At 58.4% G+C, this 24,528-nt stretch carries 21 protein-coding genes and 3 tRNA genes; 4 read left to right on the top strand and 20 right to left on the bottom strand.

The genetic code is table 11. The annotated features are described in order from the left end of the window. Positions 1–87: 87 nt before the first annotated feature. Positions 88–1,149 carry an LCP family protein gene (locus ACJD00_RS07320; protein WP_309407469.1) on the bottom strand — a complete coding sequence of 354 codons (1,062 nt, stop codon included), beginning with the start codon at positions 1,147–1,149 and terminating at the stop codon, positions 88–90. 116 nt (positions 1,150–1,265) lie between these two features. On the opposite strand from ACJD00_RS07320, the gene ACJD00_RS07315 reads away from it, so the two are divergent. After that, a complete protein-coding gene (locus tag ACJD00_RS07315; RefSeq protein WP_418909321.1) occupies positions 1,266–1,742 on the top strand; it encodes a DUF3515 family protein in 477 nt (158 codons plus the stop codon). Between the two features lie 74 nt (positions 1,743–1,816). Here ACJD00_RS07315 and ACJD00_RS07310 read toward each other — a convergent pair whose 3' ends face one another. The 6 genes from ACJD00_RS07310 to leuC all read right to left on the bottom strand — a co-directional run bounded on the left by ACJD00_RS07310 (position 1,817) and on the right by leuC (position 8,420). Continuing rightward, positions 1,817–2,929 carry a D-alanine--D-alanine ligase family protein gene (locus tag ACJD00_RS07310; protein WP_418909137.1) on the bottom strand — a complete coding sequence of 371 codons (1,113 nt, stop codon included), beginning with the start codon at positions 2,927–2,929 and terminating at the stop codon, positions 1,817–1,819. Then, positions 2,930–3,964, bottom strand: coding sequence for an NAD(P)H-dependent glycerol-3-phosphate dehydrogenase (locus ACJD00_RS07305; protein WP_309407475.1), 1,035 nt, complete (start codon positions 3,962–3,964; stop codon positions 2,930–2,932). Positions 3,965–3,988: 24 nt separating this feature from the next. Next, positions 3,989–4,681: a lysophospholipid acyltransferase family protein gene (locus tag ACJD00_RS07300; RefSeq protein WP_418909136.1), complete on the bottom strand. Its 693-nt coding sequence runs from the start codon at positions 4,679–4,681 to the stop codon at positions 3,989–3,991. Positions 4,682–4,777: 96 nt separating this feature from the next. Then, a complete protein-coding gene (murA, locus tag ACJD00_RS07295) occupies positions 4,778–6,097 on the bottom strand; it encodes a UDP-N-acetylglucosamine 1-carboxyvinyltransferase (RefSeq protein WP_309407477.1) in 1,320 nt (439 codons plus the stop codon). Positions 6,098–6,353: 256 nt separating this feature from the next. Beyond that, positions 6,354–6,956 carry a 3-isopropylmalate dehydratase small subunit gene (leuD, locus tag ACJD00_RS07290; protein ID WP_418909135.1) on the bottom strand — a complete coding sequence of 201 codons (603 nt, stop codon included), beginning with the start codon at positions 6,954–6,956 and terminating at the stop codon, positions 6,354–6,356. A gap of 15 nt (positions 6,957–6,971) precedes the next feature. Beyond that, positions 6,972–8,420 (bottom strand): 3-isopropylmalate dehydratase large subunit, encoded by a 1,449-nt coding sequence (gene leuC, locus ACJD00_RS07285; RefSeq protein ID WP_418909134.1) that lies wholly within the window; start codon positions 8,418–8,420, stop codon positions 6,972–6,974. A 114-nt stretch (positions 8,421–8,534) separates the two neighbouring features. Between leuC and ACJD00_RS07280 the strand changes: the two genes are divergently transcribed. Then, positions 8,535–9,257, top strand: a complete 723-nt coding sequence (locus ACJD00_RS07280) for an IclR family transcriptional regulator (RefSeq protein WP_418909133.1) — start codon at positions 8,535–8,537, stop codon at positions 9,255–9,257. 19 nt (positions 9,258–9,276) lie between these two features. Here the strand turns inward: ACJD00_RS07280 and thiL are convergent, their stop codons facing one another. The 11 genes from thiL to ACJD00_RS07225 form a co-directional block, all read right to left on the bottom strand. Beyond that, positions 9,277–10,311 carry a thiamine-phosphate kinase gene (gene thiL, locus ACJD00_RS07275; RefSeq protein ID WP_418909132.1) on the bottom strand — a complete coding sequence of 345 codons (1,035 nt, stop codon included), beginning with the start codon at positions 10,309–10,311 and terminating at the stop codon, positions 9,277–9,279. Between the two features lie 6 nt (positions 10,312–10,317). Further along, the gene (locus tag ACJD00_RS07270; RefSeq protein ID WP_418909131.1) at positions 10,318–11,949 is read right to left on the bottom strand and encodes a GTPase family protein; all 1,632 of its coding nucleotides are present in this window, start codon (positions 11,947–11,949) and stop codon (positions 10,318–10,320) included. Between the two features lies 1 nt (position 11,950). Next, positions 11,951–13,708 carry a dynamin family protein gene (locus ACJD00_RS07265; RefSeq protein ID WP_418909130.1) on the bottom strand — a complete coding sequence of 586 codons (1,758 nt, stop codon included), beginning with the start codon at positions 13,706–13,708 and terminating at the stop codon, positions 11,951–11,953. A gap of 88 nt (positions 13,709–13,796) precedes the next feature. After that, positions 13,797–13,872 (bottom strand) — tRNA-Glu (locus ACJD00_RS07260). A gap of 36 nt (positions 13,873–13,908) precedes the next feature. Next, positions 13,909–13,984: transfer RNA gene (locus ACJD00_RS07255), tRNA-Glu, on the bottom strand. Between the two features lie 48 nt (positions 13,985–14,032). Beyond that, positions 14,033–14,104, bottom strand: a tRNA-Gln gene (locus tag ACJD00_RS07250). 114 nt (positions 14,105–14,218) lie between these two features. Beyond that, positions 14,219–14,965, bottom strand: coding sequence for an HAD family hydrolase (locus ACJD00_RS07245; RefSeq protein ID WP_418909129.1), 747 nt, complete (start codon positions 14,963–14,965; stop codon positions 14,219–14,221). 16 nt (positions 14,966–14,981) lie between these two features. Then, positions 14,982–16,487 (bottom strand): glutamate--tRNA ligase, encoded by a 1,506-nt coding sequence (gltX, locus tag ACJD00_RS07240; RefSeq protein ID WP_418909128.1) that lies wholly within the window; start codon positions 16,485–16,487, stop codon positions 14,982–14,984. A gap of 121 nt (positions 16,488–16,608) precedes the next feature. Further along, on the bottom strand, positions 16,609–17,373 hold the full coding sequence (locus ACJD00_RS07235) for a fumarylacetoacetate hydrolase family protein (protein ID WP_418909127.1): 765 nt from the start codon (positions 17,371–17,373) through the stop codon (positions 16,609–16,611). Positions 17,374–17,508: 135 nt separating this feature from the next. Further along, positions 17,509–18,603: a branched-chain amino acid aminotransferase gene (locus tag ACJD00_RS07230; RefSeq protein ID WP_309407494.1), complete on the bottom strand. Its 1,095-nt coding sequence runs from the start codon at positions 18,601–18,603 to the stop codon at positions 17,509–17,511. Positions 18,604–18,719: 116 nt separating this feature from the next. Further along, positions 18,720–19,778 carry a 3-isopropylmalate dehydrogenase gene (locus ACJD00_RS07225; RefSeq protein ID WP_418909126.1) on the bottom strand — a complete coding sequence of 353 codons (1,059 nt, stop codon included), beginning with the start codon at positions 19,776–19,778 and terminating at the stop codon, positions 18,720–18,722. Positions 19,779–19,943: 165 nt separating this feature from the next. On the opposite strand from ACJD00_RS07225, the gene ACJD00_RS07220 reads away from it, so the two are divergent. Then, positions 19,944–21,152 (top strand): sensor histidine kinase, encoded by a 1,209-nt coding sequence (locus ACJD00_RS07220; RefSeq protein WP_418909125.1) that lies wholly within the window; start codon positions 19,944–19,946, stop codon positions 21,150–21,152. 6 nt (positions 21,153–21,158) lie between these two features. Then, positions 21,159–21,845: a response regulator gene (locus tag ACJD00_RS07215; RefSeq protein WP_418909124.1), complete on the top strand. Its 687-nt coding sequence runs from the start codon at positions 21,159–21,161 to the stop codon at positions 21,843–21,845. A gap of 71 nt (positions 21,846–21,916) precedes the next feature. Here ACJD00_RS07215 and metG read toward each other — a convergent pair whose 3' ends face one another. Both metG and ACJD00_RS07205 read right to left on the bottom strand, forming a co-directional pair. Further along, on the bottom strand, positions 21,917–23,476 hold the full coding sequence (gene metG / locus ACJD00_RS07210; protein WP_418909123.1) for a methionine--tRNA ligase: 1,560 nt from the start codon (positions 23,474–23,476) through the stop codon (positions 21,917–21,919). A 55-nt stretch (positions 23,477–23,531) separates the two neighbouring features. After that, positions 23,532–24,524, bottom strand: a complete 993-nt coding sequence (locus ACJD00_RS07205) for an NYN domain-containing protein (RefSeq protein ID WP_309407504.1) — start codon at positions 24,522–24,524, stop codon at positions 23,532–23,534. Positions 24,525–24,528 lie beyond the last annotated feature (4 nt).

Raw genomic sequence — 24,528 nt, 5'->3', positions numbered from 1 at the left:
CAACGCTGCGTGTCAACCACGTATGGAGGGCACGCACGGATGTATCGAGTTTGAGAGTCATTGGCGAAACAGTCCTTTGGTCAGTGCCTAGCGCGTCAGGTCGGTGGAATCCACAAACTCCTGCATTTTATCCTGTTGCAGCGCTTCACCGAACTTTTCAATCACGGCCATGTCTGGAACCACGATCGACTGCTTGCCATCCGGCGAACGTCCCGGACCCTTATTAGGCAGGGTGAAGAACTCCATGTCACCCGGGCGCACGCCAGTCATCTGCGATGCCATCGATGCAATAGCGCCGGCGTTGAGCGACTCATCGACGGCGATGTACGGTGCGAACTCATTGACCACGTTGGAGATGGTCACCGGATTGCTCAGGGTTTCTTTGGACATGATCTGTCCCAGCATCGCCCGTACGAACAGCTGCTGGTTCTTCACACGCTGGTAGTCGCTACCTGGGAAGGACTTACGCTCGCGGACAAAGGCTAGCGCCTGTTCCCCATCGAGGGTCTGCTCACCCTTCGGGAAGTACATCCCGTTGGTAATCGACTGGCGGAAGGCGATCGGGTTGTTGACAGTAACCCCGCCCAGCGCATTGGTCAGTCCCTTGAAACCTTCGAAATCAATGGAGGCAACATGGTCGATGCGCACGCCAAAGAGGTTTTCGAGGGTTTCCACAGCCTTGGGCACGCCGCCGCTGGCAAAGGCGCGGTTGATCTTCGCGGTGCCTACTCCCGGAATGTCCAACCATGTGTCACGCATGATGGAGGTGACATACACGTTGGAATGGTCCTTGGGGATATGCACGAGCATCATGGTGTCCGAACGTCCACCATTGGGGAGCTCGCCAAACTCACCTTCTTCTTCATCGCCGTCGCGAGTGGCACGGGTGTCACTACCGAGCAACAGGATGTTCTTGGCACCCTTGGACTCTTCCTTGACTTCCGGACGGGTTTCTTCGGCGGGGAAAACCTCGGCGATTTTCTGCGTTTTAGTGTCAAAGGTGCGCCCGATGTAAAACACATAGGCGGCGGCAGCCAATGCAGCAACTAATACGAAGGCAATGACGCCAATAATGACCGCTTTGCCCTTGCCCTTCTTCTTAGGATTACGAGGGCGAGTTTCGGTCGAACCAAACTCATCGAGAGACATATGCTACCTTTCACACTTTGAGCTCAACTCATCTTATCGGCACCAACGAGCGGTACGCTGTAAAAGTGTCCGATTTCAACTTGAAGCGTTCATCATCACGCAATTTCACCCATGGAATTCACAAATCTAGGAAAACCCTGGGTACCGTGCTTGCGGGCTCGATCCTGCTCAGCGGGTGTGCTCCTATTGCCTCGGTCGAACCAGCGGCTGATGCCGCGAACCCACTATGCGCCGAGATGATGGTGGTTATGCCGCAGTTCATCGATGAATATGAGCGGCGTACCACGAATTCGCAGGCTACCTCGGCTTGGGGAGACCCGGCCAAAGTAATCTTGCGCTGCGGTGTGCCGGTACCGCCTCCGACTACGGATCCGTGTGTCACCGTCAACGGGGTGGATTGGATTGCACGCGAAGGCGACGACGGAGTGTGGACTCTGACCACCTATGGACGCACCCCTGCGACCGAGGTAGTGCTGAATCCACAAGAGATTCCTTCAAGCACGGTGTTGGCGACCTTAACAGATGCCGCCGCTAAGATTCCGGCGCAGAAAAAGTGCCTGTCGGTGGACAAAGACGTGGAGCTGAAGAACTAAGCGACCTATACAAAGAAGGGACCAGGCGGCACAGTTCATTGCACTGTGCCCACCCGATCCCTTACTTGTGCGCTTTAGCGTAGCCCGGTCTTCCGTTCCAGAGACAGTTCGATCAGTTCCTGGATCAGCTCGGGGTAGGGAACCCCGGTTTTAGCCCACATTTGGGGGTACATGCTCGAGGGGGTGAACCCGGGCATGGTGTTGATTTCGTTGATGATCCACTGCCCTTGTGGCGTGAAGAAGAAGTCCACACGGGACAGTCCTTCGCCGTCGATGGCGTCGAAAGCACGCACCGCAAGCTCTCGAACCTCGTCGATGGCCGTTTCACTCAATTCCGCCGGGCACGAAACGTGGGCCGCAGCCCCATCGACATACTTCGCTTCGAAATCATAGAAACTATGCTCCGAGTCCGTCATCGCAATTTCGCCCGGGTAAGAGGCACGCGAAGGTTGTGTGCCACGCCCGCCGAGGACTCCGCACTCAATTTCTCGGCCGGTTATCCCCTGCTCCACGATGACCTTCGGGTCTTCGGCGCGGGCAATTTCGATCGCCGCGCGCAAGCCTTCAGCCGAGTCGACCTTGCTAATCCCGACCGAGGAGCCCGCGCGAGCAGGCTTCACGAAGAGCGGGAACTGCAAGGCAGCACACCGCTGCAGGCATTCGTCGCTATTTTGAGCCCACTGCTTGGCCGTAATAACCTCGTACGGGCCGACGGCGAACCCGGCGCTTTCGAAGATAATCTTCATGAAGTGCTTGTCCATGCCGATCGCACTGGCAGCGATCCCAGAACCTACGTAGGGCACCCCGTTGAGTTCAAAGAATCCTTGGATTGTTCCATCTTCACCAAAGGGACCGTGCAATAGCGGGAACACGGCATCAATGGTGTGCAAGTTCTCGACTTTAGAGTCTGCCAGGGTACGCAGTACCACTGCATCATTTTCACGGACCAGCTGTACCGGAGTGGTGACGGAGGAAATTTCCGGTAGTTTTCCACCGGTCAAGGTCCAGTCCTGAGCGTCGGCCTCGATCAAGGTCCAATCCCCACTACGGGTGATACCGACGGGGACAACATCGAAACGCTGCCGGTCGATGGCCTTTAGTACACCGGCGGCCGTCACGCAGGAGACCGAATGTTCGGAAGACTGCCCTCCGAAGAGGATCAGGATACGCGGCTTAGTCTCAGTCATCTAGTTGGATTCCCCTTCTGATTTCAGCTCGCGTGACAGCAAACGAGCCGCCATGTTTTCGACGCTCAGGCTGCCTTCAAGGACCATCACCACGGCCTCGGTAATAGGCATCTCTACCGAATGTGTTCGCGACAGGTCTAGGACGGCTCGAGCAGATTTGATGCCTTCGGCGGTTTGCGACATACGATCATTGACCTCGTTCAAGAACAGGCCCTGACCGAGCAAGCGTCCCGCGGTATTGTTGCGCGAAAGCGAGGAGGAGCACGTCGCCACCAGGTCACCGAGCCCCGACAGACCCGACAGTGTTTCAAGGCGCCCTCCGAGGGCCAACACCAGGCGGGTCGTCTCCGCGAGCCCGCGGGTAATCACGGTAGATTTGGTGTTATCCCCCATGCCCATGCCATCGCACATGCCCACGGCAAGGGCGACAATATTTTTCACGATGCCGCCAAGTTCAACACCGAGAACATCATCGTTGGTGTAGGGGCGGAAATACGGAGCGGAGCACAGCTGAGCGATCCAGCTGGCGGTTTCTTCATCGCTACAAGCAACTACGGAGGCAGTCGGCTGCTCGCGGGCAATTTCCATGGCGAGGTTCGGTCCCGAGAGCACGGCGATGCGATCCGCCGGTAGCTCGGTGACTTCGGTAATGACCTCGCTCATGCGCAGGTCGGTGCCGCGTTCGAGGCCCTTCATCAGGGAGAGAAGGACGACGTTGGGCTCTAAGAATTCAGCAAAGCGTCCCAGTTCCTCACGAAGCGACTGGGCAGGGATCGCGAGCACGACGAGGTCCGCGCCTTGCAACACCTCGGGTGCTGAAGACGAGGCGCTGATGTTCTGCGGAAGTTTGGTCTCCCGGAGGTAGCGAGAGTTCGTATGCCGGGTATTGATCTCTTCCGCAGCGTCATCACGGCGGGCCCAAATATGCACCGGAATTTCGTGCTGTCGTACCGCATCGGCCAAAACCTTGGCGAAGGTGGTACCCCAACTTCCGGCACCCATGACTGCAATCTTTCGTGGCAGAGGTAGGCTCACGGCTCGTCCTTTGTTCAGTAGTGGCTATTGGTCGGCGGAAGGTCCGGACTCGAAGCTACGTCCAGTGCTCGCTTGCCCATGGGCTGCCGGATCCCAGCGTTCGGCCGGGGGTTCTTCCCCGCGTTGTTCGGCTTGGATCGCGGTGATGGCGTCCATAATACGATCGGTGGCTTCTTGGAGCACCTTTCGAGTCCTCGGACCACCGCGCAGGTCATCGAGCTGCACCTCGGGTCCAACGGTGACATTCACCCGCTTGCGCGGGAAGAGGAACATCTTCTTCGAATAACGCGGCAGGAGATCTTGGTCGCCCCAATGCGACACCGGAACTACCGGTGCGCCGGTTTGCAGCGCCAAGCGAGCCGCTCCGGTCTTACCCACCATCGGCCACAGGTTCGGGTCACGGGTCAGCGTGCCCTCAGGGTAAATGATGATCACGCCGCCAGCGTCGAGGACCTCTTTGGCTGCCTGCAACGAGCGCGCAGCACCCGAGGAACTGCGGGCCACTGGAACTTGGCCAGAGGTTTTCATCACCCAGCCGAGTACCGGTGGCTTGAACAGTGACTCCTTAGCCATCCAGCGTGGAATGTGACCGTTGGAGTAGACCGCATGGCCAACGACGAGAGGGTCAATCTCCGTCAGATGATTCGGGCAGAGGATAAAACCACCGGAGGGGAACTTGTCAAAGCCCTTCCAGGTGTGACCGATGAGTACGTTCATAATAGGACGGACAATTCCGGCCATGACCGAAAACAGCACGCGGGTCTTGCGAGGCTCGCGTGATTTCGCAGTGGGTGACATTACCGCTCGTTTCCCTTAAGCGCTCAGTTCGATGTTGGCGCCGAGGGCGGCCAACTTCTCCGTGAAGTGCTCATAACCACGGTTAATGATTTCAATCCCGGTGACCTTGCTGGTGCCCTCGGCGGCCAGGGCCGCAATCAGATGCGAGAATCCGCCACGCAGATCGGGAACATCAATGTCGGCACCCTTGAGCTTGGCGGGGCCTACCACCACGGCCGAATGCTTGAAGTTGCGCTGTCCGAAGCGGCAGGGGTTGGACCCAAGGCAATCGGTGTGGACCTGAACGGTGGATCCCATGCGCACGAGAGCATCGGTGAATCCGAAACGGTTCTCATAAACGGTTTCGTGAACGATGGAAACACCGTTGGCCTGGGTCAAGGCAACGACCAGGGGCTGCTGCCAGTCGGTCATGAACCCGGGGTGTACGTCGGTTTCGAGCACCAGCGGGTTTAGCTCTCCCCCGGGGTGGTAGAAGCGGATGCCGTTGGTCTTCACTTCGAACTCGCCACCGATCTGTCGGTAGACGTGCAGGAAGGCGGTCAGGTCACGCTGCTGCGCATCCTGGACGAAAATGTCGCCCTTGGTAACCAGCGCAGCCGAAGCCCACGAGGCGGCCTCGTTCCGGTCCGGCAGTGCCTTGTGGTCGTAACCGGTGAGCTTATCGACACCCTGGATGCGAATGATGCGGTCACGGTGCACGGAGATGATCGCGCCCATTTTTTGCAGCAACGAAATCAGGTCGAGAATTTCCGGTTCGATGGCTGCGTTGCGCACCTCGGTAACGCCCTTGGCGCGTACGGCCGAAAGTAGAACCTGTTCGGTGGTTCCCACCGACGGGTACTGCAGTTCCAGCTTGGCGCCGCGCAGGCCGTTCGGGGCGAGTAGGCGGATACCGGTATCGTCCTTGATCACGGTGGCGCCGAATTCGCGCAACACCTCAAGGTGGAAGTCAATGGGCCTATCGCCAATGCGGCAACCACCCAGATCGGGAATGAACGCTTCACCGATGGAATGGATCAGTGGGCCGCAGAGCAAGATTGGGATACGCGAGTCACCAGCGTGAGCGTCGATAGCCTGGTTTGAAGCCGTCTTAGCGTTCACCGGGTCCATGGTCAGATCCCCCGAGTCGGGATCTTGGGTCACGGAGACACCGTGCAGTTCGAGCAAGCTACGAACAACGGCAACATCCTTAATTTCCGGCACATTGCGCAACACCGAAGGACTGTTGCCCAGCAGGGCTGCCACCATAGCCTTCGGAACCAAATTCTTGGCCCCACCGACTCGTACAGTGCCTACCAGCGGCACGCCGCCATGGATCGTCAGGATCTTACCCATGAATGAAAACCTCATCACGTAGTTCGTTTGAGCTTGCCTAGCCCCGATGACGGGCAAATGACGCAAGACTAAGTAAGTCTACCGTCCGGGACCAACAGCCCCCGCACCGGAAGTGGCGTGGCGTCATTTTGTGAGCAGCCTTTCAGCAAACCGATGCCATACGGACTGCGCCGAGCATCGTTGCTTAAAAAGCGCAACGCACCGTGACCCAGTGGTTATTCCACCCGTAAGGTCTCGGTGCGTTGCTAGTGGCGCGCTATGCGGTTTTCGCTGGCAGTGTCTTCGGTTTGAAACTTGGACGCTGCGATTCATAGGCATCAATGGCATCTTCGTGCTGCAGGGTCAGTCCAATATCGTCCAAACCCTCCATCAGACGCCACCGTGTGTAGTCGTCGATTTGGAACGGCGCGGAAATCGAGCCGCACTGCACGGTGCGCGATTCGAGGTCCACGGTGATCTGAGTTCCTGGATTGTTCTCCAGTTCCTTCCAGATCAGTTCGATGTCGCTCTGCGCCACTTCGGCGGCCACCAGACCTTGCTTGCCCGAGTTCCCACGGAAGATATCGGCGAAGCGAGAGGATAGAACGGCCTTGAAACCGTAATCCTTGAGCGCCCACACCGCGTGCTCGCGCGAGGAACCGGTACCGAAATCTGGGCCGGCAACCAAGACACTGCCGTGCCTGTAGGCTTCCTGGTTCAAAATGAAGTTCTCATCTCGGCGCCAACCGGCAAACAGGGCGTCCTCAAATCCGGTACGGGTGATGCGCTTGAGGTAGACGGCCGGGATGATCTGGTCGGTGTCGACGTTGCTCGAGCGCAGCGGAACACCAATACCGGTGTGGGTAATGATCTTTTCCATGAGGGTGTTCCTTCCTTAGACGGAGACCGGCACGTTGGCCAGGTCAGAGGGCGAGGACAGGGTGCCGCGGACGGCGGTTGCGGCGGCCACCAGTGGCGAGACCAAGTGGGTACGGCCGCCTTTGCCCTGGCGTCCCTCGAAGTTGCGGTTCGAGGTCGAGGCGCAACGCTCCCCCTCGGCGAGCTGGTCCGGGTTCATTCCCAGGCACATCGAGCAGCCGGCAAAACGCCATTCCGCACCGAAGTCCTTGAAGATCTGGTCCAGCCCCTCGGCTTCGGCCTCAAGTCGCACTCGAGCCGAACCGGGAACCACAATCATGCGAACCTGGGGGTCCTTTTCCCGTCCCTTGATGATTTCGGCCGCCGCTCGCAGGTCTTCCATGCGGGAGTTGGTGCAGGAACCGAGGAAGACCGTATCGACGCGAATGTCTTTCATCTTGGTGCCGCCGGTCAAGCCCATGTAGTCCAGGGCACGCGCGCAGGCCTGACGGTCGTTCTCGTCTTCGAAGTCTTCGGGACTTGGCACGTTGGAGGAAAGCGAAACACCTTGGCCCGGGTTGGTACCCCAGGTTACGAAGGGCTCCAGCTCATCGGCATCCAGGAAGACCTCAGCGTCGAAGGTAGCGCCCTCGTCGCTACGCAACGTTTTCCAGTACTCAACGGCGGCATCCCAGTCCTCACCCTCTGGTGCGTGCGGACGGCCCTTGACGTAGTTGAACGTGGTCTCATCGGGCGCGATCATTCCCGCACGGGCACCGGCCTCAATGGACATGTTGCAGATGGTCATGCGTGCATCCATGGACAACGAGCGAATCGCCGATCCACGGTATTCCAGCACATACCCTTGTCCGCCGCCGGTGCCGATCTTGGCAATGACGGCCAAAATAATGTCCTTGGAGGTTACCCCGGCCTTCAACGTACCTTCGACGTTGATTGCCATGGTCTTGAAAGGCTTCAGGCTCAAGGACTGCGTAGCCATGACGTGCTCGACTTCCGAGGTGCCGATACCGAAGGCCAATGCACCGAAAGCGCCATGGGTGGAGGTATGCGAGTCACCACACACCACGGTCATCCCCGGCTGGGTCAGACCCAGCTGCGGACCAACCACATGCACAATGCCTTGCTCTTTATCGCCCAGCGAGTGCAGCCGGACACCGAACTCCTTGCAGTTGTCACGCAGGGTGTTGATCTGTGTGCGACTGGTCAGATCGGCAATGGGCTTGTCGATATCTAAGGTCGGGGTGTTGTGATCCTCGGTCGCGATCGTCAGGTCCGGGCGACGCAATTTGCGGCCAGCCAAACGCAGTCCCTCGAAAGCCTGAGGCGAGGTGACTTCATGTAGCAGATGCAGGTCAATGTAGATCAGATCGGGCTGGCGCGCGGCGCCTTCCCCTTCACCACGGCGCACCACGTGGGCGTTCCAGACCTTCTCGGCCAGTGTCTGTGGCGACTGCTCGGCAGACATGCGACACACTCCTCAAGTACAAGTATTTACAACACCTCAACCTTGACACTTAACGTAGTGACTTTTCCAGTATCTGGACTTGCATCTCAAATATTGAGACGTGATACTGAAGCTATGACTACTAACAGCGGCGTCGGTGTCCTAGATAAGGCTGTAACCATTATCAATGCACTGGAGAACGGTCCCACCACCTTGGCTCAGCTGGTCGAGATTACCGGAATCTCCCGCCCAACCGTGCATCGCATCGCGCAGTCCCTTGTCCACCACGGGCTCGTGGGGCGCGATATTCATAGTCGCTTTGAGCTGGGCAGTCGTTTAGTGGAATTGGCCAGTGCCGCCGGTGAAGACCGCTTGGTCTCGGCAGCGGGCCCACTATTGATCAAACTGCGAGATCTCACCGGTGAAAGCACGCAGGTTTTCCGCAAGCAGGGTGAGTTCCGCGTCTGCATCGCCAGCGCCGAACGCCCTGTCGGTCTGCGCGACACCATCCCGGTGGGGACGCAACTATCCATGAAGGCTGGATCCGCAGCCCAGGTCCTCCTGGCGTGGGAAGACAATGACCGGCTCATCGAGGGGCTCCGGCACGCCCGCTTCACCCCGACGATCCTAGCTGGCGTTCGCCGCCGCGGCTGGGCCCAATCCCTTGGGGAACGCGAGCCCGGGGTGGCCTCGGTGTCGGCTCCGGTTCGCGGTCAGTCCGGTCGCGTTATCGCCGCCCTGTCCATGTCCGGCCCCATTGAACGGCTTACACGCCAGCCCGGCAAGATTCACCACGAAGCAGTGGTGCAGACCGCCAACGAACTCTCCGAACTACTGCGCGCACAATCCGAAAAGTAGCGCCCCGCCGCCGAGAATCTTAGGCCTTTGGCGATCCACTTTCGAAGTGGTCGAAACCCTTGCCATTGCTGAGGTTCACACCGTTGAGGCTCACGCAGGCTCGGCGACCTGCCGGGCGCATACCGCGCCCAATGACGACGAACTCTTCGGGTACCGCTTCGGCGCTGGCAAATGTTGCCAACAGCCCGAAATCCTCACCGCCATAGAGCACCCAGTCAAGTGGGTCGTGTCCTACTAGCTGTGCCTGATGAGCCAAGTTCGCGCTCAAATCTTGAAGCGCCACGGAATCCAATTCGAAGCTGACTCCGCTGGCCTTGGCGAGCCGACCCAGATCCCTTACCAGTCCATCAGAGACATCCAACATGGCGGTGGCTCCCGCCAGAGCTGCCGCCGGCCCGGCGGTCAGTGGTGGCTGCGGTCGGCATTGCCCATCGACCAGTCGGCGCATTCCTCGGGTCCACTGACTGGGCGGCACGTCACCTTCAAGAATGCTCAGCCCACCCAGGGCGACACCCGCCCGCCCAGCTAAGGCGACAACATTGCCGGGGCGAGCCCCACTGCGAAGTACCTTGCCTTCGAGAGCTTCACCCAAAACCGTGGTGGTGACCGAAATCTGAGCCGAACGCCCAAGATCTCCACCTAGCATGCTAACCGCGCTGGCGCCGAACGAATCGAGCGCTGCACGCATGCCACGGGCAAAGTCTTCAACCCACGACAACTTGGTATCGACCGGCATGGATAGTGAGGTCACCAAGCCGGTGGCCGTACCTCCCATGGCGTTGATATCCGAGAGATTCTGGGCCACCGATTTCCAGCCGATATCGAAAGCGCTGTGCTGGTAGCCGCTGGGCCAGATGAGTCGAAAGTCGTGCTCCTCGGTGATGGTGTCGGTGGAGACCAGGATCTCTCCCCCGGACACCTTCAAAGCTCCGGCATCGTCACCCGGGCCCAACACCGGTTCCCCGGCAGCGAGCAAGGGTTGGATCCTACTGAGGATCCCTGCCTCACCGAGATCGGCGACGGAAGGAGATTCGTCCGAAACGTTGCTTGACACAGAAATCTATTCGACCTTTCGCGCTGCTTCTCGCACAAGAGCCGCGTATTCGTTGTAAGTGGTGAGGTGCGCAGTGATGGGGGCTATCACCACTCGTTGAAGAACCAAGGCCACAGCCTTGTTGAGTCGGTTCAAAGCGGTTCGCTTCTTAATCTTAGCGACCAAACGGTGTAGAAGCCCCGTCAAAACGCCAAGAACGATTCCTAAGAGGACTCCGATGAGCACCATGAGGGTCGGAATTGCAATGCCCTCGACCCGGGGCGTGGATGGAAGCTCAAATTGGAAGTACCCAGCCAGTGCCACGGCCCCGAGCCACAACGCACCGCCGAGCGCCACAACCAAAGATAACCACTGAATTACTTTGAAGATGGGCCACCACCATGACCCCTTATCGGCGCCCAAGGGAGTGCCCACGATACTTCGATCGATTTCATCGTTCAAGCGCTCCCGCGGTTCACGCAGGGTCGTCTGCGCGGCGTGTTGCCACTGGGATGGAAGCTGACCCACCGAGGAAGCCGTGTAGGCGTCGAGCGCATTATCGACAGTGGCCTGCTCCACAGGTGAAAGCTCAGGGCGCGACGACAATCGCAACTCGGACTCCGGCCCGGACTTCTGGACCTGTAAAGATTTCAATGGGTTGCGTTTGAATTTGACCACCCAGGAGAGTAACGGCCACCCGGTATTGCGTGCGGCGTCCAACCGGTAGGAAGCAGCCAAGGCATCCGCAATTTTCTCGGTACCGTGTGCTTGGGCCACTGTACGTTCGAGGACATGCTGCTCTGCCACCGGAACCGGTGCCTGATGCGAAACGGTCAACTGCTCATCAAGTTCATGCACGAGTTGATCGACATCGACCCGGAGTCGGCGGATCGCCTGATCGTGTTGTGATACCACCGAATTTATGCGGGTAGACAGTTCCTCGAGTCCTTCTCCCGTCGTGGCCGAGACCGCGAGAACTTCAACCCCGGAGAATCCTGTTGCCTCGAGGGTTGTGCGTAGCGAGTCAAGCACCGCAGCCCGGTCGCTGGATGCCACCCGGTCGATCTGGTTCAGAACGACAATCACGTTATCGCGTTGCGGCATCAGGCTATGCAAGAAATGCTCGTGGATCGAGGCATCGGCGTATTTCTGTGGGTCGAGCACCCAAATCATGAAATCCGTTTGCCCCGAGAGTCGGCGAACCATCTCATGATGGGATTCTTCGATTGAATCCATGTCTGGAAGATCCAAGAGAATCAGACCCGCATCTTGGCGAGCTTTGGTCTTGGCTAATGGTCCCTTGACCTTTGTAAGTTCCTGCCGCTCATTGACTTGTAGCCAATCGAGCAGTTCCTGAGTTCCTTCGGCTTTGTACACCGCAGCTAATGTGCGGGTAGTTGTGGGACGACGAGCCCCTGGCCGAGCTAGGTCGGTTCCGGTCAGGGCATTAAAGAGGCTGGATTTGCCGCTACCGGTAGCACCAAACAGGCCGATAACGGTGTGTTCTGCCGAGAGCTGCCGGCGTTGCTGTACACGTTCAAGCACCTCACCGGTGCGTTGTTGAACCTCGGACGGGAGGTAGTCATAGCCCAGCTCGAGCGCGGCTGAAAGCCGGGACACTTGATCGTGGAAGGCCTGGCGACGTTTCTGAGTTTTCATCTTAGTTATCACGGCTGAGACTTTCGATCAGGCTCTGGTTGGCGGTGTTCACGGCACGCACGAGCTCGCCCTGCTCGAGTGCTTCACAGCTCTGGAGATAAGGCGTGGCGAATTGCTCAACCACCTCTGCGATTCGCGATTCGAGACTAGCGCGCGCCGTGGCAGCCATGCGGCGCACCGCTTCTTCCCCAAAAATGGCTTCTAACAATTTCTGACCGACCACGGCGGACCCGCCGGCAATTCCAACTTCTAGTCCGGTGAGCCCGGCGGTGGAGGCGAAGACCACCACCATGAGCACCACTGCGACGCCGTTGACTCCGAAGGCGGCCAAGCGTGCAGTCTTTCGTTTTCCCGCACCTTCGGCGCGGATCATGTCGAGTATGTCGCGCTGCCAGTTCCGCACTAGTTGAGTCGTTGCCTCGTCTAGGTCCTCACTGCGCCATTGATCCTGTGCTTCCGCGTTCAATACACGTCCAAGCGCGGTCTGGGCCCACTGGCGTTCGGTGTCTCTGGCGGCCTCGCCAATCTCACGACTAATAATCGTGTGGATACCACTTTCGATCGCCTGCTCGACCTTCTGCGGGCTTTGCTCGCGGCCGCTGAAGTAGGAGCCTACTTTGTCACGCAATCGGCCAATAAAGCCTTCGACGCCCCGGAAAAACTCGCCGGTACCAACGAAATCTTGCCACCTGGTCAGAATTTCGCCGCGCAAGAGACTTCCATCTCCGGCAACCTGTAATGAGCGCTCTCTGGCGCGGTCGAAGTACCGTTGGGCCGTGTCGTGAAGCGTTCGCAGTTCCTGTTCCTGGGCAGCCAGATCATTCTGTATTTCATGCACTGTGGCAGCGAGCATGGTAAGAACGCCGACAAGGGTCTGCTGAGCAATGCGCTGGCGCTCTTGAGCATCGCTGGCCAGATCTTCCAACTGCGTCCGTAGTTCCGTGACTTCGCCGCCGGGGAGGAATCCCTCGTCATCGAGAGGTTGCTCAAGGACAAGATGCAAGCGGGTTGGACGTAGGTTGCGTTCAGTCAGTAACCGCTGCAGGTCCTCGCGCACTTCGGCTTCGGTACCAGGAGGCACGCGATTGAGCACCACCGAAATTGTAATGTTGCGTTGCGCCGCCTCGTCTAGGGCCGTCCAAGGCACTGCATCTGCATAGCGACTGGCCGTGGTGACAAATAACCACATGTCGGCGGCGGCCATGAGCTGCCCGGCTAGTTGCCGGTTCGCCGCCGAGACGGAATCGATATCGGGGGCATCGACCAGGGCTAACCCAGGGGCCATTGAGTGATCGGTGACGATCTGAATGGATTGGTTTCCGCCCGGGGCGATGGAATCTTGACTGACCGATCCGTAACGTCTGGCGAGCCCGGGAAATACGCGTTGGTTTTCGAACCACACTCTGTCCTGTGGATGGCATATTAAAACCGGAACGCGCGTCGTCGGGCGCACGGCGCTGGAGACGCTCACACGTTGCCGGAGGAGAGAGTTGGCGATGGTGGATTTGCCTGCACCAGTTGATCCACCGAGCACCACCACTAGTGGCGCATCAAGGCTATCGATGCGTGGGCGCACATAGTCCCCGACTTGATCGGTGACCTGCTTGATAGTGCGCTTGAGCTCAACTGCGCTTGGGTCTTCGCCCACGACGCGCACTCGGCCCAGCGCCGTCTCGAGCTCATCGACTGCTTGAAGCAGCGAGGTGGGCTCCGCCGGATGCTGCGATGTGTCCTTCGACTTCCCGCCAGTGACTTCCATAATCACCATCTTGCCTTATCGGATGGTAGGAACGGGGTAACGTGGCAGAATCAAAAATGGCCCAAGCCGAAGCTTGGACCATTCTAGTTGGTGACCCCAGCGGGATTCGAACCCGCGTTGCCGCCGTGAGAGGGCGGAGTACTAGGCCGCTATACGATGGGGCCGTATATATCCTGACGGATGCCTAAAATGAGAAAATTTGGTGACCCCAGCGGGATTCGAACCCGCGTTGCCGCCGTGAGAGGGCGGAGTACTAGGCCGCTATACGATGGGGCCGTATGCCAAGATTTCTCTCGACTCACCAACCCGAAAGTTGGTGAAGCGCTGGGATACCAGGACTCGAACCTAGAATGACGGAACCAGAAACCGTTGTGTTGCCAATTACACCATATCCCACTGTGACTTGAAGCTATTCATATTTTCCGAGTTATCACCGGATGCTATGCGTGCTTCAGCACGAGATAAAACTATACAGGCCAAGTTCGACTCTTGCCAAATCGTGTCAAAATCTCATCTCGCGCACAAGGCATTCGAGAGCTCTTCGAGGCCGCGAATGATCACACCGCGATGCCCGATATGGGATCCCTCGCGATCGAGCAAGACCGCCCGAAGCCCAGCTGTTTGGGCTCCGACCACATCATTTATGGGATTGTCTCCAACATATAAGGTGGTCTGCGGAGTGCTCCCAAGTTGTCGGCATCCCTCGAGGAACGGTGCCGGATCCGGTTTCGGAGCTCCCGCAGTATCCGAGCCCACGACCACAGCAAAGTCGGTGAGTCCAGACCGGAGCAACTTGTTGCGCTGATAACTTTCAACATTGTTACTGACCGCCCCGAAGCTGAGGCCCAAAGATGACAGCACGTCCAGGTGCGCATGAACATCGGTGAATGGACGCCATTGGGACTGAACGCGGTTTTCGTAGTCGGATGCCCAGCGCTCAATGTCAGTACCGCTCGGCGCAGGTAAACCAGCCTGTCGATACGCTCGGTCGACCCGCACTTGACGCTGACCGAGAAAGGTCAACTCTCCAGCCATATAGCGTTCGTAGGCTCCTGCAGCGTCATCGGCGAAATCCTCCGCGATCACCCTGAGTTGCTGCGGCTCGAGATGTGCACCCGCCTGCCCTAATGTGGCTATGAAACCGTCGATGGCCGCCTGCCGCAGGTCCACCAAGGTATCGTCAATATCAAAGAGGACACCCTCGATCTTCGGCGCCACTAGCGCATGCAGATCGAGGGTGTCTTTGAGAGTTTTCATCGAACGCGTGAAACCTTTAGCGGCCTTCGCCGAACCGACGCAGACGAGCCAGGCTCGAATCCTTGCCCAAGATCTCCATGGACTCGAACAACGGAGGAGAAACCCGCTTGCCGGAAACTGCTACACGGGCCGGGCCGAAGGCCTGACGTGGCTTCAGCTCCAGTTCGTCAACGAGCTTGCCGCGCAGGGCGTTCTGGATCGACTCTGCGGTCCATTCCTGCAGGGGTTCCAGTGCATCAATCGAAGCCTGTACAACTTCTCCGAGATTCGCTGGCATACCCTTGAGTGCTTTGTCTTCGACCTCGATTTCCTCATCGCCGCGGAAGAGGAATTCAAGCATGTCGGTGGCTTCGCCCAGCAGGGCAATACGCTCCTGCACCAACGGGGCGGCCGCGTCGAGGATTTCATTTTCCCGGTCGCTGAGCTGCGCCCCTACGAGGCCTGCGGCCTGCAGGTACGGAACCAGGCGATCACGGAAATCTGCCGGCTCGAGCATTCGAACGTGCGTTCCGTTGATAGCCTCGGCCTTTTTCAGGTCGAAACGTGCTGGATTCGACAGCACATCCTTGACGTCAAAGGCTTCGACAAGCTGTTTCCGGCTGAAAATGTCCTCATCGGCGCTCAACGACCAGCCCAACAGGGCCAAGTAGTTCAGCAAACCTTCCGGGATGAATCCGCGGTCACGGTGTAGGAACAGGCTAGATTCGGGATCGCGCTTGGAAAGCTTCTTGTTGCCCTGTCCCATGACGTAAGGCAGGTGCCCGAAGAGCGGCATGTACTTGGCCACACCAATGTCGTGCAGGAGGGCGTAGAGCACCACCTGACGCGGAGTAGAAGAAAGCAAGTCCTCGCCGCGCAAGACGTGGGTAACGCCCATCAACGCGTCATCCACCGGGTTGACCAGGGTGTAGAGCGGCTGACCGTTGGCCCGCACCACGACGTAGTCCGGGATGCTGCCGGCCTTGAACGTGATTTCGCCACGCACGAGGTCCGTAAAGGTGATGTCCTCGTCGGGCATCCGAACGCGCCATACCGGCTCACGGCCCTCGGCCTTGTAGGCGGCAATCTGCTCGTTGGTCAGGTCGCGATCAAAGTTGTCGTAACCCAGCTTCGGATCACGCCCGGCTGCACGGTGCCGAGCTTCCACTTCTTCCGGAGTGGAGTAGGACTCATAGATGTGCCCCTTGGCCTGGAGCTTGGCAATCACGTCTTGGTAGATGTCACTGCGCTGGGACTGACGGTACGGTTCATGCGGACCGCCTACATTCACTCCCTCATCCCAGGTGATTCCCAACCAATCCAGAGCGTCCAGCAACTGGTTGTAGCTTTCCTCGGAGTCGCGCTTCGCGTCGGTATCCTCGATACGGAAAATCATCTTGCCGCCAGTGTGGCGGGCGTATGCCCAGTTGAACAGGGCGGTGCGGATCAAGCCGACGTGCGGGGTGCCGGTCGGCGACGGGCAGAAGCGCACGCGCACCGGAGTCTGGTCGGTTACAACGGGAATCATCGATAGATCAGTCATGATGCTTTCATTCTATGTCTTAATTGCTAAGCGATCCTACGCGCCACCGAGGCCCCCACCTCCGTGGAGGTTGGGAGCCTCGGCAATACTGTCCTCGCAGGTCTGGGCGCGATATCCGTGTCTAGCGACGGAAAACGCTACGCAGGGTTCCGATCTGTTCGATCTCAATTTCCACAACGTCGCCCTCGGAGACGAGGCCAACGCCGGCCGGGGTTCCGGTCATGATCACGTCACCGGGCAGCAACGTAAAGGCCTCGGAAGCCTTTGCCACCAAATCGTTGACGGACCAGATCAGATCGCTGGTTGAGCCGTCCTGACGAACCTCCCCGTTGACCCGGCTGATGATTCCAAGATCATCTGGGTTATCCGGCGATGTTTCGATCCAGGGTCCCAGTGGGCAGGAACCGTCGAAGCCCTTGGCACGGCCCCATTGAGGGTCGGTGCGCTGAGCATCACGCGCAGTGAGGTCGTTGGCCACGGTGTATCCGAAGATAACCTCGGGAACTTTCTCGGCCGGAACATCCTTGCAGATTCGGCCGATCACCACGGCCAGCTCGCCTTCAAAAGACACTTCGTCCGAGAACGCTGGCAACGTGATCGGGTCCCCGTGCCCGACCACGGAGGTGTTGGGTTTGAGGAACATCAATGGCTCGGTCGGCACTTCGTTGCCGAGTTCCGCGGCATGTTCGCGGTAGGTCCGACCGAAACCGACTACCTTCGAGCGCGGGATAATTGGGGCCACTAACCGGACATCGTCCAGTTCGTGGCTAACACCGGTCGTCTTGATTCCTTGAAAAAAGGGATCCCCCGCCAGAACGTGAACTTTATCGTCTTCGACCACGCCATAAAGCGGGTCTGAGTCAACTACGAATCGAGCAATGCGCATGCCTTCTAGCCTAGGCCATTTATTGCCAGTTTCGTTGCCGACGGGCCTCTACCGAGCGCACCGTCGTCGCGTAAATGTCAATGGCGCCAAGGATCAAGCTTGGATCCTCAGCGCCATTGCGTCTTTCGTGGCTTTTTAGGCCAGCTTTTCCAGCCACCCGTGACGGTCTTCGACGGTACCCAGCTGGATACCGAGCAATTCTTCACGGATAGACATGGTGACTTCACCAGCGGTGGCCTGCTCGTCTCCGATTAGTTCATCACCGTTCTTCAGCAGACCGATCGGAGTGATCACGGCAGCAGTGCCGCAGGCAAAGACTTCGGCGATGTCACCGGAGGCAATGCCATCGCGCCACTCATCGAGCGTGATCTTCCGCTCTGTAACCGGCATGCCACGGTCCTTGGCCAGCTGGATGATCGACGAGCGAGTGACACCTTCGAGAATGGTTCCGGTAAGTGCCGGGGTCACCAAGCTTCCATCCTTCATGACGAAGAACACGTTCATTCCACCGAGCTCTTCAACGGCGTTGTCATTGAACTCATCGAGGAACAGAACCTGCTTGCAACCGTTGGCTTCCGCTTCCATCTGGGCTACCAGCGACGCGGCGTAGTTTCCACCGCACTTAGCGGAGCCGGTACCGCCACGCCCAGCACGCGCATAGTTTTTGGAAACCCAGATCGATACCGGCTTGAGCTCACCACCGAAGTAATTTCCGGCCGGCGAAGCAATCACGCGGTAGGAAACTTCGCGCGCCGAACGCACACCGAGGAAGGCTTCGGTCGCGATCATAAACGGACGCAGGTATAGGGCCTCTCCTTCGCCGGTGGGTACCCAGGCACGGTCGGCTTGCACGAGTCGACGTAGCGACTCTACGAAGGCCTCCTCATCCAGCTGCGGAAGCGCCAGACGCTTAGCCGAACGATTGAGACGGGCGGCGTTGGCGTGTGGGCGGAACGTCCACACGCTACCATCGGCGTGCTGGTATGCCTTGAGTCCTTCGAAGATCTCCTGCCCGTAGTGCAGGACCGAAGCCGCAGGGTCCAACGCGATGGGGCCGTATGGCTCGATTCGAGCATCATGCCACGAACCACCGTTACCGTCGGCATTGGCGGTCCAGTCAATCACTGCCGTGTGATCGGTGAAGAAGTCCCCGAAGCCCGGGTTGGCCAAAACACGAGCGCGTTCCTGATCGCTCGCACGATTCGTTGAGAGATTTTCGGTGAATTCCATCTGCCTGTCGGACTTCCTTGCTCGATATACGAAAAACGGGTGCCCACCACAAAGGCGGGGCACCCGTCCGTGGATTAGCTCGACCACCTGCACTGATGGTCGAACTTTCTTTTAGCTTAGGCCAGCAACGCCACGATTGCATCGCCAATCTCGCTGGTGGTGCGCTGATCGGTCAATTCTTGGCGTGAAGTAATCTCCAATTCAACAGCATGCTCAACTCGCGCGGCTTCTTCGGTCAGGCCGAGGTGATCGAGCATTAATGCCGCCGAAAGGATAGCCGCGGTCGGGTCGGCTTTTTGCTGACCGGCGATATCCGGTGCCGAACCATGTACCGGTTCGAACATGGACGGGAAGGTTCGTTCCATATTGATGTTGCCACTAGCCGCCAGTCCGATACCACCGGTGATGGCTCCGGCCTGATCGGTGAGGATGTCGCCGAACAGATTGTCGGTGACGATCACGTCAAAGCGCGAGGGGTTGGTAGTCAAGAAGATCGTCGCGGCGTCCACGTGCAAGTAATCGTGGGTTACTTCCGGATACTCAGTGGCAACGGCCTCGACGGTGCGACGCCACAGGTGCCCTGCGTGAACCAGAACGTTGTGCTTATGTACCAGAGTCACGTGCTTGCGTTCGCGCTTCGCGGCGCGGTCAAAAGCGTCCCGTACGACTCGCTCCACGCCGTAGGCGGTGTTCACCGACACCTCGGTTGCGATCTCGTGGGCCGTGCCGGTGCGGATGGCTCCTCCGTTGCCGACGTAGGGGCCTTCGGTGCCTTCGCGCACCACCAAGAAGTCGATCTCCCCTGGGTTAGCCAACGGGCTTTCGATTCCGGGGTACAACTTCGAAGGGCGCAGATTCACAAAGTGATCCAAGGAGAAACGAAGCTTCAGCAACAACTCTCGTTCGATCAGGCCGGAGGGGATGCGCGTGTCGCCTGGGGCAGCGCCTACGGCACCAAAGAGGATCGCGTCATGACCCTTGATGGCCTGAAGGGTTTCTTCGGTCAGGGTCTCCCCCGTCTCCAGCCAATGCTCCGCTCCGAGTTTGTACTCGGTGAAATCGATGCTGGTCTCACTCCCATTGGTAACGACCTGCAGCACCTTGACTGCCTCGGCAACGACTTCAGGACCAATCCCATCACCCGGGATCACTGCAACATTCACGACATTTCCCATGAACTTAGTCTAACGAACTACATCCAGCATTTGAGAAGGCATCTCAAATGCTGGACCTGTGTTTCCATTGGTGACCTCGCGCACTCAGACCTGAGCATGAGGTGCAATGCGGTTGAGCAACGTAGGCTGGTGAAAGATTCCACCAGCAAGAGGTAGTACACAGAATTGAATCGCTACAGCCCGCACCGCCGAATTGATCATTGGATCCGGACGCACCCCGGACGCGTTGATATCATCACCGGTTCACTGGTCACGCTCCTCTGCGTTCCTACGGGGATGGCCCTAGGCTTCCAGTACAACTTGACCTTCGGAATAGGTCTCACACTCATCAGCGTGGCTCAAACCGTCCCACTTATGGTTCGACGTCGTCGGCCATGGGCCGCAACACTGGTGATTGCGGCGGCACACATCCTACAGTTGGGATTTGGTGGGGTGTTCCTGCCCTCCCAAATCTCCGTGCCGATCATGATCTACACCATGGCCGTTTTCGGTAAACGCTGGCAGTCCTTTGTCACCCTGGGATTAGGTATACTCGGAGCCGTGCTGGCCACGGGGCTGATATTCTCGGCCGTGCCGCAAGGCCCGGGCCTCACCTTCGATTCATTGATCTCTTTCGTAGGACTCTCCTTGGTGGTCCTCGTGTCGTGGACTTTCGGCGATCTCGCACGCACCAGGCGGCTGGCCTATCAGTCACTGGCCGATCGCGCTAAACGACTTGAGCAGGAACGCCAGTACGAGCGAGATCTTGCTGCCTCTGATGAACGAAACCACATCGCACGCGAAATGCATGACATTGTGGCGCACTCACTGTCGGTGATCATCACTCAGGCCGATGGGGCGCGCTACGCGGCCGCCCAAGATCCGCAGATAGCCATAGACACTCTCAAGACCGTCTCCGATACGGGTCGAACCTCGCTTCGTGAAATGCGGCGCCTGCTCGGCGTCTTGCGCACCGATGAAGCCGCCGAGAATCGCCCCTTGCCCACTCTGACCGATATCCCTGATTTGGTGGCCAGTTACGAAACCTCCGGCTTGTCCGTCAGTTCCTACTCCGAAGGCACCGCGCGCCGCGCCCTGCCTGCTGGCGCCGAACTAACGGCCTATCGTTGCGTGCAGGAGTCGCTGACTAACGTACTTAAGCACGCCGGTCCCAACGCTCACGCGAACGTCATCCTCAGCTGGCAATCCCGCGGCCTGTTGATCTCGGTCGAAGACAACGGACGCGGTGCCGGTGCCCTGACCCACGAAGGCACCGGCCAAGGTCTGCGAGGCATGTGCGAACGTGTCGCCCTATACGATGGAACTGCCAGCGCCGGGCCAAAAACCGGTGGCGGATTCGCCGTGTCCGTATTTATCCCTTACTCCGAGGACTAATGCCCCATGACCACTAGCAACGAAATCAAAGTTGCGCTTGTCGACGATCAGCTCTTAGTACGTAGCGGCTTTCGCATGCTCATCAATTCACAGCAGGACATGACGGTCGTTGCCGAAGCCTCAAATGGACGTGAGGCCCTGGCCTCCACGGCACTGGGTTCGGCCGATGTGATCCTCATGGATGTACGTATGCCAGAGATGGACGGTATCGAGACCACCACCCGTCTGCTACAGGGCAAAGACCAAGAAGAATCCCCGCGGGTGATCGTGCTTACCACCTTCGACATGGATGAGTACGCCCTGAACGCGATTCAGGCAGGTGCCAGCGGCTTCCTGCTCAAGGACGCTCCGCCCGAAGAACTGCTCGAGTCCATCCGGACCGTGAATCGAGGCGATGCGGTCATCGCTCCCTCGACTACCCGACGATTACTCGACCACATGGCGCCAATGTTGAAGCGCAATTCGCAAGCGGACAATGAGCTCATGCAAACGGTAGAGACGCTCACACGCCGTGAACGCGAAGTCTTCGAGCTCATCGCTCTTGGCCGCTCAAATCCCGAGATTGCCGGCGACCTTTTCCTGTCCGAGGCCACGGTCAAAACGCACGTGGGTCATATCCTCGCGAAGCTCGGAGCCCGCGACCGCGTACAGGCCGTTGTCATTGCCTACCAGGCTGGTGTGGTCAATCCCTAGTTGTGGTCCGCGCAAAAAGTATCGGGTGCTCGAACCAAGGTTCGAGCACCCGATACTTTTAGGGCAAACGACTAGGCGTTCGCCTTTTCCTCTTCATAACGAGGGAACACCGGAGCTGGCGCCGGGAGCTCAGTCCCGGGCTGAAGTGCCTTCGTGTAGTTCTCGAAGGAGCGCGCCGAGCCTTCCCCCACAGCCAAGAGATCAAGCATGGCGGTGGTAGCCTGCGGCAACACTGGTTGCAGCAGCAGAGCCACCTGTCGCACCACTTCAATGGTCACGTACAGCACGGTCTCCATGCGCTGTGGATCGGTCTTCTTCAACTTCCACGGCTCTTGCTCGGCGAAGTAGGCATTGGTGTCGCCCAAGACCTGCCAGATGCTCTCAAGACCGCGGCTGAACTCCTGGCGCTCATAGGCCGCACGGTTGGAGTCCAGCAGGCCGGCAGCGGCATCCAGAATCTCTCGGTCAGCCTCGGTAAGTTCCTGCGGCGTGGGAACGACTCCCCCACAATTCTTGGCCACCATCGACAGCGAACGCTGCGCGAGATTGCCAAAGTTGTTGGCCAAGTCGCCGTTGATGCGAGCAACAATGGTCTCGTGGTTGTAACTGCCATCGGCGCCGAAAGGCACTTCGCGCAAGAAGAAGTAGCGAATCTGGTCCAGGCCATAACGGTTCGCGAACTCATCCGGGGAAACGGTATTGCCCAGAGACTTGGACATCTTTACGCCGTTGTTGTGCAAGAACCCGTGGATCATGACACGGCGCGGTAGCGGAAGCTTGGCCGACATCAAGAAGGCTGGCCAGTAGATGGCATGGAAACGCGAAATGTCCTTGCCGATCACGTGCACGTCCGCCGGCCAATACTTCTTGAACGACTCAGATTCCACGTCCGGGAAGCCAGCACCAGTTAGATAGTTGGTCAGCGCGTCGACCCACACATACATAACGTGCTTTTCATTGCCGGGTACCGGAATTCCCCAGTCAAAGGTGGTGCGCGAAATCGACAGGTCATTGAGCCCGCCCTCGACGAAGCGAATAACTTCGTTGAAGCGTGAACGCGGTGCGCCGAATTCCGGGTTCTCCGCATAGAAGCTCAGTAGCTTGTCCTGGTAGTTCGACAGGCGGAAGAAGTAAGACTCCTCCTCCGTCCACGTGACTTCGGTGTCGGTCTCGGTGGAGTAGCGAACCCCGTCTTCGCGTACCTCGGTCTGCTCCTCGGTGTAGAACGCCTCATCACGTACCGAGTACCAGCCAGCGTACTTATCTAGGTAGATGTCACCGTTGGCTTCCATGCGGCGCCAGAGTTCCTGCGCGGCCGCGTGATGATCCGCGTCGGTCGTGCGGATGAAGCGGTCATAACTGGTGCCCAGCTCATCGTTCATGGCCTGGAACGCATCCGAGTTACGCTGCGCGAGCTGAGCGGGTGTGATCCCCTCTTTCTCGGCCGTCTGCATCATCTTCTGCCCATGCTCATCGGTGCCGGTCATGAAAAAGACGTCATAACCGTCCAGTCGCTTGAATCGCGCCATGGCGTCGGTGGCGACGACTTCGTAGGCATGCCCGATATGCGGAGTGCCATTTGGGTAGGAGATCGCAGTGGTGATGTAGAAAGAGTTTTCGTCTGAGGTCACGATGTCAAATTTACCTTAGTTGTCTTCGAGTAATTCGGCTCCGGAGCTTCTCGCCTCAGGTGAGACGATCGAGCTGATTCCAGAACGAACTACGCAGAATCCTACGGATCTGCTGCTGGTCCGTCTTCCATTCTCCCAGAACTTGCGCGCAATCCTTAAGCAGCGTGCGATCGATTTCCGGCGGTAGGGTTGGCCGGTCCGCAAGGATCTCAAGAAGTTCGTTCTGTGTGGTGCTTGCTAACCATGACTCTGCAACCTTTATGCCGATTTCTTCGGCCGTAACCTCTTCGCGATGCTCGTATGCCGCGGCACCCTGATAGCCGGCTCCCGAGCTTCCACTGGAATACACGACAGCCGCTGGCTCGCTCGAGTCTACGACTTGAGGCGACTTCTTTTGAGCCATTACCGCGGGAGTTGGCGACTTAGGAGCAACAGGAGAAACAGTCGGTGCCTTCGAAATTTCCGAAGCCGACTCGGCATGTTTCTGATCCCACTCGACAACCCGTGTGAAGGCACTATCTAGGACAGCGTCCGGGATCTTCTCCACCGCGTCTGCAGTCAGTGCGAGGTGCTCGGCGACCGAAGCTACACCCAGGCGCCCTTCCGGCTTACTGACGCCGAGGATGACCACCTTCATTCCCAAGTCCTGGGCCTCCTCCACCGCCTCGGCAAGGTCATCGTCACCCGAGATCAGGTAGGCCACCGAGGCCGCACCCGTCCTTGCCACGCCGACGAGATCCAGAGCGAGCCTTAGGTCCACTCCCTTTTGCTCGCCGTTGTAAGAGATGCGGCCTAGTCGGACCTTCACACCCGGTAGAAGACCAATGCGTTTATGCTGCTCGGTAAACAGACCATCCTTGGAAGCGTCATACCAGTAGACCCGTAAGTTATTTAAACCCGTATTTTTCTTCACGGCCTGAACGATGCCGTTAATCAGAGTTGAGTAGTGAGTAGTAAAAGTCGAACGCAGGGTCGTTCCCGATACCCGGTGCCCGCCGACAGATAGAAGGAATCCTGCATCGATAAATATTGCCGTTTGGTTCACCATGATT

Source organism: Glutamicibacter endophyticus (genome assembly GCF_048457885.1).
Classification (GTDB): Bacteria; Actinomycetota; Actinomycetes; order Actinomycetales; family Micrococcaceae; genus Glutamicibacter; species Glutamicibacter endophyticus.
This window is presented reverse-complemented; position numbering and strand designations above follow the sequence as displayed.